Raw genomic sequence first — 11,902 nt, forward strand, 5'->3', positions numbered from 1 at the left:
CTCACGAGCAGAACTTCGCAAGCAGCCCGAGTTGCGCGTTGCGGATCGTCTTGCCCGAGCGCCGCCGGCGGTAGTGCCCGTCGCTGTGCATCTGCCACGCCGACTGGTTGTCGCCGAGGCATACCGACAGGCCTTCGGCGATCACGCGCCGCTTGAGCTTGCGCTCGCGGATCGGGAACGCGACCTCGACGCGGCGGAACAGGTTGCGGTCCATCCAGTCGGCGCTCGACAGATAGACGTCCTCTGCGCCGCCCGCGTGGAAATAATAGATCCGGTGATGCTCGAGGAAGCGGCCGACGATCGAGCGCACCGTGATGTTTTCCGACAGCCCCGGCACGCCCGGCTGCAGCGCGCAGACGCCGCGCACGATCAGGTCGACCTTGACGCCGGCCTGCGATGCTTCGTACAGCGCGGCAATGACCGACGGCTCCAGCAGCGCGTTCATTTTCGCAACGACGCGCGCGCGCTTGCCGGCACGCGCATTGTCGATTTCCGCGTGGATCGATTCGATGATGCGCGGATGCAGCGTGAACGGCGATTGCCACAGCTCGTGCAGCGTGAGTTCGCCGCCGATTCCGGTCAGTTGCTGGAACACGTGATGGACGTCCTCGCAGATCTTCTGGTCGGCCGTCATCAGCCCGAAGTCGGTGTAGAGGCGCGCCGTGCGCGGGTGGTAGTTGCCGGTGCCGAGGTGCACGTAGCGGCGCAGCGACGCCTTGCCGGCCTGCACGACGCGCCGCACGATCAGCATCATCTTCGCATGGCACTTGTGACCGACCACGCCGTACACGACGTGCGCGCCGACGGCTTCGAGCTGTGACGCCCAGTTGATGTTGGTTTCCTCGTCGAAGCGCGCGAGCAGCTCGACGACGACGGTCACTTCCTTGCCGTTGCGCGCGGCTTCCATCAGCGCGTCCATCAGCGGCGAATCGGTGCCGGTGCGGTAGATCGTCTGCTTGATCGCGACGACGCTCGGGTCTTTCGCGGCCTGCTGCAGCAGTTCGAGCACCGGCTGGAAGCTTTCGTACGGGTGGTGCAGCAGGATGTCGCCGTTGTCGATCGTGTCGAACATCGTCGGCGCGTTCGTGATCGCGGCCGGGATCGACGCGGTGAACGGCGTGAACTTGAGCTCGGGGCGGTCGACGAGATCGGGAATCTGCATCAGGCGCACGAGGTTCACGGACCCGGCCACGCGATAGCAGTCCTTTTCGCTGAGTTCGCTTTCCACGAGCAGGCGTCGCACGATGTGCGGCGGCGTGTCGGCCGACACTTCGAGGCGTACCGCGTTGCCGAGGTGGCGCGCGGGCAGTTCGCCCTGCAGCGCGACGCGCAGGTTCGTGATTTCGTCTTCGTCGACGAACAGCTCGCTGTTGCGCGTGATACGGAACTGGTTGCAGCTCTTCACGACGAGTTGCGGGAAGAGTTCGCCGACAAAGTACTGCAAGAACGAGCTCAGCAGCACGAAGCCGTGCTCGAAGCCCGACAGCGCGTGCGGCATGCGCACGACGCGCGGCAGCGCGCGCGGCGCCTGCACGATGCCCATCACGGCCTGGCGGCCGAATGCGTCGCGGCCTTCGAGCTCGACGACGAAGTTCAGGCTCTTGTTCAGCACGCGCGGGAACGGGTGGGCCGGATCGAGGCCGATCGGCGTCAGCACCGGCAGCAGCTCGTCGAGGAAGTAGTGCCGGGCCCATTCGAGCTGCTCGTCGTTCCACGTGTCGCTCGCGTGGAAGTAGATGCCTTCCTGTTCGAGCGCGGGCAGCACGGTTTCGTGCAGCATCGTGTACTGTCGATGGACGAGCCGTTGCGCGCGTTCGACGACGAGATCGTAAGCATGCTGTAACGACATGCCGTCGGGCGTCAGCGCGCCGGGGTTGTCTCGGATCTGCTCCTGAAGGCCGGCCATCCGCACTTCGAAGAATTCGTCGAGGTTGCTGCTGGTGATGCAGATGAAGCGCAGGCGCTCGAGCAACGGTACTTGCGGATCGGCCGCCTGGGCCAGCACGCGCTCGTTGAAACCGAGGATGCCGAGTTCACGATTGAGAAGCGGGTAACGGACGGACATCGGCAGAGTAGGGGGTGATTCAGGCGATGATTCGAAAGGACGCTCGGAAGCTCTCACGGTACGATGACGTGCTGATGACGATAATGTATTTATATCGGGAAATCCTACGCCGCAACCGTTTCGTCTCATAAATGTTTCGGCTATATGGTGTCGAGCAGTGTGCATGCCTGTGAAGCGTGGCAATGGCAAGCGTTCCACGCTTAAAATGTCGCCTTTGAGATTAATCGCCCAGGGTTGCCGGACCGGCTGCCGCGGGCGAACGCGCACGGAGCCCCATTCTGATGGTTACAACCCCCCACTTGCTGGCTGCCGTGGATCTTGGCTCGAACAGCTTCCGGCTGATCGTCGGTCGTGTCGAGGAAACGTCGGCGGGCAGCCAGATCTATCCCGTCGACGCGCTGCGCGAGCCCGTTCGGCTGGCCGCCGGCCTGTCGAGCGACAAGATGCTCGATCGCGCGTCGCAGGAACGTGGCTGGGAGGCGCTCAAGCGGTTCGGCGAGCGCCTGCGCGATTTCCATCCCGATCATGTGCGCGCGGTGGCCACCAACACGTTGCGCGTCGCGAAGAACGCGGGCGAATTTCTCGGCGAGGCCGAAGCGGCGCTCGGTTTCCCGATCGAAGTGATCGCGGGCCGCGAAGAGGCGCGGCTGATCTATGCGGGTGCCGCGCACTCGGTGCCGGCGAGCGCCGGCAAGCGGCTCGTCGTCGATATCGGCGGCGGCTCGACCGAATTCATCATCGGCTCGCACTACACGCCGATCGTGATGGAAAGTCTCTATATCGGCTGCGTGAGCCATAGCCGCGCCTTCTTTCCGGCCGGCAACGTCGACGAATACACGATGCGGCAGGCTGAGCTCGCGGCCAAGCGCGAGATCCAGATCATTTCGAGCGAGTACAAGAAGGCCGGGTGGGACCAGGCGATCGGTTCGTCCGGCACCGCGCGTGCGCTCGCGGAACTCGTCGAGGCGAACGGCTTCAACGATCCGGGCATCACGCACGGCATTTCGCGCGGCGGCCTCGAGCGTTTGAAGCGCGCGCTGATCAAGTCGGAGAACGTCAACCGGCTGAAGCTCGTCGCGCTGAAACCCGATCGCGTGCCCGTGCTCGCGGGCGGCCTCGCGATCATGCTGGCGGTGTTCGAGGAGCTCGGCGTCGACTACGTCGATACGACCGACGGCGCGCTGCGCCTCGGCGTGCTGTACGACCTGCTCGGCCGGACGCAGCATGAGGACATGCGCGCGGTGACCGTCGAGGGCTTCACGCGACGCTACGGTGTCGATCGTGCACAGGCGGAGCGGATCGGCGCGCTGGCGGCGCGTTTTTACGACGAACTCGAGGAAGCCGACGACGAAGCGCGCGAGGAAGGGCGGATGTTCCTCGGCTGGGCGGCCGCGTTGCACGAGATCGGCCTGTCGATCTCGCACAGCGCGTATCACAAGCATTCGGCCTATATCGCGAGCAATGCCGACATGCCGGGTTTCTCGCGTACCGACCAGGCGCGGCTCGCCGCGCTCGTGCTCGGTCACGCGGGCAAGCTCGGCAAGCTGTCGCAGGCGCGCGAGGTCGAGTGGCCGCTGCTGTTCTGCCTGCGGCTCGCGGCGCTGCTGTGCCGGCGCCGGACCGATGCGGGGCTGCCCGACATTTCCGTTTCGCAGATGAAGAAGGGCGGGTATGAGGTGCGGCTGCCGAGCGCATGGGTCGAGCAGAACCCGCTGACCGACTACAGCCTCAGCCAGGAGGCCGCCGAGTGGGAGAAGGTCGGCATCCCGTATCGCGTGGTGTATACCGGCGCGTAGCCGCGATGCGGCGCGCGCCTGCGGGCACGCCGCACGGGTGCGTCGTCAGGCCGTTCAGTCCGACGAGCAGACGATCGCGGTCAGGAACGGGAACGCCTGCTTGACGGTCGCGTCGCTGCCGGCCTTGCGCACGGCTTCCTCCACCGCGCTCTTCGTGCCGCGCACCACGACGCCGTAGGCCCAGTCGCCGATCGGCGTGCCGTCGCCCGGACGGAAGATCGGGTCGTTCGCCTGGTAACCGAGTACGACGTAGACACCGAAGCCGTATGCGGTCAGCGAACGGCTCGTGCGGAATGCGTTGACCGAATTCGATTCGACGTGCATCGGCTCCGGGTGGATGTCGCCGGCGGCGAGCAGCGGCGCGACGAACTTGTGGCCGTTCGAGTGGCAGTCGAGCGCGTCGTCGAGCGCCTTGGCCGATGCGGTGCCGGCAGTCGCGAGCGTGAGCAGCGATGCGCAGAGGGCGGTCTTGAGAATGTTGTTTTTCATGCGCGGAGGCGGGTTGTTCGCGAGCATTATCGCGTGTTCCCGCGCGCGGCGCGCTCCGAGCGGGAGCGGCTGCCGGGCGGCGCCGCGCCGTGCCCGAAAATCGACAAGACGGCGAGCTGAAGGATTTGACTCGTTTCGCGGTGTCGGGGCTGGAACGAAAGCAAAGATTCGAACAGTTGTTTCACCTGCTTTTCGCGACGTCCAATACGTTTCCCGGTGCCTGTAACCGGGCCGTTCGGCCGACAGTCCGTACCTCTTCGCTTGTCGTCGCGGATTCCGATCCGCAGACGATGCATCAATCGTGCAGATTGCTCAGGATCGCGATGAGGTGATCCATGACGGCGCGCACCGCCGGCGAGCGGCGCACGTCGGCATGGACCGACATCCAGAGCGGCCGGCTCGGCAACTGCGGCAGGGCGTCGATGCGAACGAGGCGCGTGCCGGCGTGCGCGACGAAGGACGGGAGCAGTGCGATTCCGACGCCCTGTTGTGCCGCTTCGGCTTGTGTCCGAACGTCGTTCGATCGCAGCGCAATCACGCGTCCGGTAGCGGCCTGCGTCAGCCAGCGTTGTTGAGGGATATCGCGTAGCGACGCTTCGAATCCGATGAAGGACCAGTTTTCCGGTGAGCGCTCGGCATGGCATGCCGTTGCGTAGAAACCGAATTTCACCGCACCGATCCGCCGCACGACCCGCCCCGGCAGGCTCGGCCTGACAAAGCCGATGGCGATGTCGGCGTCGCCTTGTTCGAGCGAGGCCAGCGAAGACGTGGCCGAAAGGGTCATGCGGATGCCGGGATGCCGGGCGATCAGTGCCGGCAGGCTCGGGGTGATGATCAACATGGCGAGTGCCGGCAAGGCGCTGACCGTGACGTTTCCCGCAGGTCCCTGATCGATCCCGCGAAGGTGGCGGACTGCGGTGTCGGCGCTTTCCTGCATGGTTGCAGCCGCTTCGGCAAGCGCGACGCCATGTTCCGTCAGCCGTGTCGAGCGGGGCAGCCGGTCGATGAGCTTCAGGCCGACCGCCTGTTCCAGTCGGGCAATGCGCCGTCCGACGGTCGCATGGTCGATGCCGAGTTCTCGCGCAGCGGCCGTCAACGAGCCGAGGCGCGCGGCGACGAGAAAATAGCGCATGTCTTGCCAGTCGAACATATGTGCATTTTTGCACGCCTGGCTTTCACGTTCACGCATTTTCGCAACGATATCGGGACGTTAATCTTGTCTCCAACCTAATTCCGGAGAACGTCGATGTTGTTGTTCTACGCTGCCGGCGCCAGTTCCCAGGCGTCGCATATTTTGCTTCGCGAGGCTGAACTTCCGTTTGGCCTCGAACGGGTCGATCTTGTCGGGCATGAATGGTCGGGAGGAGACTACCGGCACATCAATGCCAAGTCTTATGTCCCCGCGCTTCGGCTGGACGATGGCGATTTGCTGACGGAGGGGGCGGTGATTCTGCAGTACATCGCCGATCAGGTTCCGGAGCGGGGATTGCTGCCGGCAGTCGGCACGCGCGAGCGTTATCACGCGTTGTCGTGGCTGGTTTTTATCGCCACCGAGTTGCACAAGAATTTCATTACGCCGGAGCGCCACGGTGGCGTGGCCGCGAATTTTCTGTCGAAGACCGAATTCGGTCAGGGCGAGACCCGGGCTCGCGTGTCGCCGCGGCTGGCGTATGTCGACCAGATGCTTGCGGGGCGCGATTTCTTGCTGGGCGACCGGTTCTCGGCGCCCGATGCGTATCTGTTCACCATGCTGACCTGGGCGCGGCGGCTATCGCTCGATATTGCGCAATGGCCCAATCTGACGGGTTTCTTCGATCGGGTCATGGCGCGGCCGACGGTTCGCGAAGTGCTCGACGTGGAAGGCCCTCCGCATTCGCTGCTGGAGCGTTAGCGGGCGGTGTTTTCCTTTCGATCGCGAGTGGGTTTTGCTTGCAGGACGGAAGCGTGCGTGGCCGCCTTCAATCTGAACTCAGGGGAAAACGTACGTCGCTGCTTGCTCATCAGACACCTCTTCATGGCGACCATTCGCGCCTAAATCAGTGTCCGGATTCATTGGGCCACTACACTCCAGCCACGGTCCGTCGAGCCTGGCTGGATTCCGATAATATCGACGCCACTGCCTGATTGGTCACAAAATTCCGCCGCGGGTCACTTCGCCAGCGGGTTGAAGTGCGATACCAGGCCGATGATCCTGACGGCAGTGCAACGATGAACTTCTTTGCAGAAATTTGGGATTCGACGATCGCTTTTGGCATCATGGGCGCGGTCGCGATCGAGTGCGGGATCATGAATTTGCGGTCGCGGACATAACGAGAGAGAGCACAAGGTTATTTTTGTCGGGCACGACGATTGGGTGTTCCGATAAACTCAGACTGTAAAATTGGCCTACCGATAGGTGGCCGTCTGCCATGAATCGAGGCGAATACACGAATATGACGAAGTCAGCCGATACAATAAAAGCAGTGTTTTTTTGCCTGCTTGGTGTGGCCTTACTCGCAGGCATGGTCTATTCGATCGTTGATACGCGCTCCTTTCTTAAGGAAGCTGAGGTCGCGAATGGACAGGTCATTGCGTTAAATGCCGGCGGTAGTCATCCGGAAATTGCATTCGTGACGTCCACCGGCGAGCATGTGTCATACGCTCAAGGCGGTCTCGTGTTCGGCATGAAAGTCGGTGACGCGGTGCAGGTGCGCTATCTTGCGTCTTCGCCCAAGACGTCTGCAACTTTGGATCGATTTTTGGCGATCTGGACCGTACCCATCTTCCTGGGTTTCTTTGGTGTTAGTGCGGTGTTAGGTGGTTTCTTCAGTTTCCCTCGGCCCTGACCTTCTGGGATAAGTCCATGTCTTTTTTGCGACGTAGTCAATGGGAGTACCAGACCGGCTCGACCTTTGGCGCGAGCATTGAACTCGTCATGGGCTCGGGAGGTGAGATTTTGTTGAAGAATCCCTCTGGTCAGTTTCAGCGCTTCTGGTACGGTGGCCTAGGTGTAGGTTTGGGTTTCGGTGTCAAAATCCCCAAGGTCCGGCTGCCGAAATTCGCAATCAACAGCAAGGCTATCAGCGGAAGCGGTTCGGCGGAGGCATTCCCCAGTACCGGCTGGATCTACATGACGTCGGCTTTTTCGGGAACGGAGCTCGAGCGATCCGACTTGCAGGGCGGTGCCGTCTATCTGGACGGAAGCGCGGAAATCATTCTGGGTGGTGGCGGTGGATCGGTGATGTTGCTTGGCATCAATCCGGCTTTGCTTTCACTCGCTTTGAGCCAGATCGCGGTCAATCCATTTATGTTCGAATGGGTGATACGACGGGCGAAAGCGCTCCTGATCATGGTCGGCGTCAATGCCGGCCTGAATGCCAACGGCATGGGTTTCGGGGGAGGGGCGGGAATTCTTGCCGGATATGTCCATTGACCTATATCAGGGGTTGCGTCCCAGGGTGGGGAGGACTGCGTAGGAGTTCGCTGCCGGTTTCAGCTGATAGAACGACGAGTTGAATGTAGCTGTTTGACTGAGCGTACGGGCCGAAGAACTGGTCTATGACGGTGGCGAATCGATACAGGCTCACGTCTCTTGTTGCTGATTCGGTAAATGACAGCAGGATTTCAACGCCCCGGACGAATGAGGGAAATTGACTGTCGAGGGACATCCACCTGATTGCCGGCTTGTAGTCGAGGCCCACGATAGCGTCGATGCAACGTTGAGCCACTACGCTGGATCGTGGGGCATGCTGACGGAGAAAATCCTTCAAGGCCGGCAATCCGGATCGTGTCAAATCGAGCGGGTGGGGTGCCAAGGCCGACAGGACGCGCCATAGAGCCCCGTGGCCACGCGGCAGGGATGCCGGCAAGGTTGGTCGTGAAAGAAGGGTAATGGGGCATGCAAGTGCCGAGCCTTCGTACAGAAGATCGCTATCCGGCGCACCGATCGGCAAGCGCGACGGCAGTTCTCCGTTTGTCGCTAGTACGTCGACGTCGACCTGTGGATGTCGCGGATTTGCTGTATGGCCGTTTAAGTTAAGCAACGTCAGTAATGGTGTTGTAAGCGCAGCGCTTGGCGCAGCTTCCGGATCTCGGCCGACGACCCAATACACGGTGGAAGCGTCCTGCGGCTGAGTGTGACTAAACGCCCTATATGGTAATACCCGAGTTCTGGACGTCGGGCGCTCGACAGCGGGCACCTTGTCCTTCTCCGATTCCGTACGATCGCCCAGGTACACGCCCTTGATCGAATAGACGCCGAGGGGGACGCCGGTCGCCAACGGGATCGGGACGATGGGATAGGCGGCGTCGCTGCTGGTTAGCTGGATCGGGGTTGCCGCGCGCTCGAACAGATTGACGACGGGGGTACAGAATAGCCGGAGCGCGCTTGTGCCTAGCGTTGCCAGAATTTGAGCAGAGGCAGATTCGTGGGGCGTACCTCGCACAGCAACGTGGAGCGTTAGGCGCCGCGCTCCGGCGGCGCGTGCAGCGCGGCGGATTCGACCCAGGTCAACGTCGACGAAATCGAATTTTTCCGGATAGGCGAAATACTCGATCAGACTCTGGAAAGACTGTGAGCTTGTTGGCTCTTCGTCGGGCAATAGATGCTCGTCGTTGCCAAAGCCAACTGCTTCGACGGGGACTTTCGACAAGCTGATCCAGCGTCCGCAGTCGTCCACTTCTACATACGCGCTCGACGCCCGAAGCAGCAGCGCATCGGTAAGTGCGACGACCAGCGGCCTATCTCCGGCCAGGTGTAAGCGAACAGGCTCGGACGGGATCGTGCCGTCGAAGATCTGTGATGCAGCTTCGCTCGCAAAGCTAATCGAAATGATGCCGGTTACTTCTGCGGAGATGCGTGCCGCTGCAGGCGCGAGCGTCGCGGGTGAATAGCGGGCCGCATGAACGCGCAATGGCGACAACGTGACGTCGTACACGGTACGGAACCGGCAGGGCGCCGCGTTGGCGCCAAGCATCGTGCCGCGTGCGATGGTCATCGGCTCGGTCAGCTGGCCAAACATGATCGACGGATCGAACGAGGCGAGCGCACATGACGGAATGGTGCGCAGGTACTGCGGATACGCAACTTCGAGAAGGGCTTCGGTGAATTGCGGATAGTCGTCGTCGAGTTTCGCGTCAATACGTGCAGCCAGTAGTGCGAACGTCTGCATCATGCGATCGACATGCAGGTCCTCCACATGAGCGCCGGCAATGCCGAGGCGAGCCGCGATCTTGGGAAAGCGCCGAGCAAATTCCGCCAGATGGCGGACCAGTATCCCAACTTCGCGTTCGTAATGTGACAGCAGATGGTCCATTCGCTACGAATATTCAAAAATCCACAATATTCCGGCCCTGTTTTTCCAGAGTCGAGATCTGGCTCAAACGACGCACAGCCATATTAGAATGGCTTCGCCGACAAAAACTGCCCCTCCGCTGAGAGATTCCGAGGCTACATATGCAAATGTCAGAAATTGCGAGCTTCTTCCAGCTCCAGAGCAATCGTCTATTTACGATCGAAACGCCATTGAAAGGTCGATCGGATTTGGTGCTCGTCGATTTCCATTGTACCGAGGGGTTATCTCAGAATTTCGAGACCCATGTTCGACTCGCGTCTCAAGATAAGAACATCGAACTGAAAAAGCTGATTGGTCAACCGGTTACGATTACCTTGCAATTGACCGATGCGCTCGCCAGTTCCGAAGAGCGCTATTTCCACGGATATGTTGCAGCGTTCTCGCATCTCGATACTGATGGCAGTTTTGCGATGTATAGCGCAACGATTCTGCCGTGGCTCTGGATGCTCTCTCGTCGACAAGACATCCGCATCTTCCAGGAAGAGAATACCGAGGCGATCCTCTCACGCGTATTCCGGGAGTATGGCAAGCTCGCGTCGTTCGAGTTCCGTCTGTCGAAGGGAACGAAGAATCGCAGCTATTGCACGCAGTACCGAGAGACGGATCTTGCATTTGTCGAACGGCTGATGCGAGAGGATGGCCTGTTCTACTACTTCGAGCATGCGAAGGACGGGCACAAGCTGATCATCGCGGATAACTCGGTGACGGCCAAGCCGATCGACGGACGTAGTCCGTCGCTGCAGTACAACCAGGACGAGCCGCTCGATAATCTGGCCGTCGTAACGTCGTTTCAGGCGCAACGTCATCTTGCCCCTGGCACGGTTGGATTGAAGACCTTCGACTACAAGATCCCCCAGGCACGGCGATTCGCTTCGGGCGGGACAGAGGTCAACCAAGGCGAGGTGCCTTCCTACGAAATCTACGACTATCTTGGGGAACATGGCTTTGCCGATAGCGACCGGGGTGAGGAGCTCACGCGCTTCCGGACAGAGGCGCTCGCCGCGCACAGCAAGACGTTCTCCGGGGTGACAACCAGTCGGCGGATGATGCCGTGCCGTTACTTCGAGCTCGATGACCATTACGATCATGCGAGTACCAAACAGGAAGACCGGCAGTTCCTGTTGTTGACGGTCTCTCATACTGGTACGAACAACTATGAGCCCGGCGAGGGAAGTTCGGCGTACTCATGTAGCTTTACGTGCATTCGCAAGAAAATTCCGTACCGTCCGGCGTTCGAGGGCGAGCGTCCGACGATCGTCGGGCCGCAGACGGCGATCGTCGTTGGCCCGAAGGGCGAGGAGATTTATACCGATAGCCTCGGCCGCGTGAAGGTCCAGTTTCACTGGGATCGCCTCGGCAAGCGCGATCAAGGCAGTTCATGCTGGGTGCGCGTGAGTCAGCCGTGGGCGGGGAGCGGATTCGGGATGGTTCAGATTCCGCGAATCGGGGACGAAGTAGTCGTAAGTTTTCTTGACGGAAATCCAGACCGTCCCCTAGTGACATCGCGCGTCTATAACTCGCAGAACATGCCCCCTTGGGAACTGCCGGCCAACGCGACACAGAGCGGGATTCTGACGCGTTCAACCAAGACCGGTAACGTTAACACCGCCAATGCTATTCGCTTCGAGGACAAGAAGGGCGCGGAAGAGGTTTGGCTGCATGCCGAGAAGGATCAGCGCATCGAAGTCGAGCACGATGAGTCGCACTGGGTCGGCAACGATCGCAGCAAGAACATCGACCATGACGAAACGGTGCATGTCGGCCACGACCGAACCGAGACGGTCGACAACAACGAGACCATCCATATCGGCGTGGATCGGACAGAAACCGTCGGAAACAACGAGACGCTGACGGTAGGCGGCAACCGGAACGAGACGATCGAAGGAATGGAAAACCTCTTGATCGCATTGACGTCCACAGAAACGGTCGGGCTTGCAAAAGCCTTGACGGTCGGCGGTGCATATACGGTCACGGTTGCCGGAGCGATCAACACGGCAGCCGGCCTTGCGAGTGCCGAAGAGGTCGGCCTGTCGAAAACCACGATGGTGGGTAAGACCTACACGGTGACGGCTGGCGATCGCATTGAGTTGCGAACCGGCAAAGCATCGATCGTTCTCGAAAGCAGTGGGCACATTACGATCAGCGGCACGGACATCGACATTCTCGGTTCGGATGCCGTGAAAGTGGACGGCAAGACCGTCGACTTGAACTGAGCACGA

Annotated in this window: 9 protein-coding genes; 5 read left to right on the forward strand and 4 right to left on the reverse strand. The window is 61.0% G+C overall.

Annotation, left to right across the window (positions count from 1 at the left end):
* Position 1 precedes the first annotated feature (1 nt).
* Entirely contained in the window at positions 2 to 2,065 is a 2,064-nt protein-coding gene (gene ppk1 / locus BFF94_RS20575; protein ID WP_128843385.1) for a polyphosphate kinase 1, read from the reverse strand.
* A 281-nt stretch (positions 2,066 to 2,346) separates the two neighbouring features.
* On the opposite strand from ppk1, the gene ppx reads away from it, so the two are divergent.
* Entirely contained in the window at positions 2,347 to 3,861 is a 1,515-nt protein-coding gene (gene ppx, locus BFF94_RS20580) for an exopolyphosphatase (RefSeq protein ID WP_128843384.1), read from the forward strand.
* A gap of 54 nt (positions 3,862 to 3,915) precedes the next feature.
* On the opposite strand, the gene BFF94_RS20585 is transcribed toward ppx, so the two are convergent.
* Positions 3,916 to 4,350, reverse strand: coding sequence for a hypothetical protein (locus BFF94_RS20585; protein WP_128843383.1), 435 nt, complete (start codon positions 4,348 to 4,350; stop codon positions 3,916 to 3,918).
* 295 nt (positions 4,351 to 4,645) lie between these two features.
* Complete coding sequence (locus BFF94_RS20590; protein ID WP_128843395.1) at positions 4,646 to 5,500, reverse strand: LysR family transcriptional regulator; 855 nt, start codon at positions 5,498 to 5,500, stop codon at positions 4,646 to 4,648.
* 96 nt (positions 5,501 to 5,596) lie between these two features.
* Here BFF94_RS20590 and gstA point away from each other — a divergent pair, with 96 nt between their 5' ends.
* From gstA to BFF94_RS20605, 3 genes are all read left to right on the forward strand, one after another.
* Positions 5,597 to 6,241, forward strand: a complete 645-nt coding sequence (gstA, locus tag BFF94_RS20595; RefSeq protein WP_128843382.1) for a glutathione transferase GstA — start codon at positions 5,597 to 5,599, stop codon at positions 6,239 to 6,241.
* 517 nt (positions 6,242 to 6,758) lie between these two features.
* Positions 6,759 to 7,175 (forward strand): DUF3592 domain-containing protein, encoded by a 417-nt coding sequence (locus BFF94_RS20600; RefSeq protein ID WP_246637374.1) that lies wholly within the window; start codon positions 6,759 to 6,761, stop codon positions 7,173 to 7,175.
* 17 nt (positions 7,176 to 7,192) lie between these two features.
* Complete coding sequence (locus tag BFF94_RS20605; protein ID WP_128843381.1) at positions 7,193 to 7,762, forward strand: hypothetical protein; 570 nt, start codon at positions 7,193 to 7,195, stop codon at positions 7,760 to 7,762.
* 1 nt (position 7,763) lies between these two features.
* Here the strand turns inward: BFF94_RS20605 and tssF are convergent, their stop codons facing one another.
* Positions 7,764 to 9,644, reverse strand: coding sequence for a type VI secretion system baseplate subunit TssF (gene tssF, locus BFF94_RS20610; protein WP_128843380.1), 1,881 nt, complete (start codon positions 9,642 to 9,644; stop codon positions 7,764 to 7,766).
* A 140-nt stretch (positions 9,645 to 9,784) separates the two neighbouring features.
* Between tssF and BFF94_RS20615 the strand changes: the two genes are divergently transcribed.
* Complete coding sequence (locus BFF94_RS20615; protein WP_128843379.1) at positions 9,785 to 11,896, forward strand: type VI secretion system Vgr family protein; 2,112 nt, start codon at positions 9,785 to 9,787, stop codon at positions 11,894 to 11,896.
* Positions 11,897 to 11,902: the final 6 nt, after the last annotated feature.

Source organism: Burkholderia catarinensis (assembly GCF_001883705.2).
Classification (GTDB): Bacteria; Pseudomonadota; Gammaproteobacteria; order Burkholderiales; family Burkholderiaceae; genus Burkholderia; species Burkholderia catarinensis.

What these genes read in the sequence shown, in the direction of transcription:
- BFF94_RS20605 (WP_128843381.1), top strand. Translation starts at nt 7,193, where the DNA reads ATGTCTTTTTTGCGACGTAGTCAATGGGAGTACCAGACCGGCTCGACC.
- gstA (WP_128843382.1), top strand. Translation starts at nt 5,597, where the DNA reads ATGTTGTTGTTCTACGCTGCCGGCGCCAGTTCCCAGGCGTCGCATATT.
- BFF94_RS20600 (WP_246637374.1), top strand. Translation starts at nt 6,759, where the DNA reads ATGAATCGAGGCGAATACACGAATATGACGAAGTCAGCCGATACAATA.
- tssF (WP_128843380.1), bottom strand. Translation starts at nt 9,644, where the DNA reads ATGGACCATCTGCTGTCACATTACGAACGCGAAGTTGGGATACTGGTC.
- BFF94_RS20590 (WP_128843395.1), bottom strand. Translation starts at nt 5,500, where the DNA reads ATGTTCGACTGGCAAGACATGCGCTATTTTCTCGTCGCCGCGCGCCTC.
- BFF94_RS20585 (WP_128843383.1), bottom strand. Translation starts at nt 4,350, where the DNA reads ATGAAAAACAACATTCTCAAGACCGCCCTCTGCGCATCGCTGCTCACG.
- ppx (WP_128843384.1), top strand. Translation starts at nt 2,347, where the DNA reads ATGGTTACAACCCCCCACTTGCTGGCTGCCGTGGATCTTGGCTCGAAC.
- BFF94_RS20615 (WP_128843379.1), top strand. Translation starts at nt 9,785, where the DNA reads ATGCAAATGTCAGAAATTGCGAGCTTCTTCCAGCTCCAGAGCAATCGT.
- ppk1 (WP_128843385.1), bottom strand. Translation starts at nt 2,065, where the DNA reads ATGTCCGTCCGTTACCCGCTTCTCAATCGTGAACTCGGCATCCTCGGT.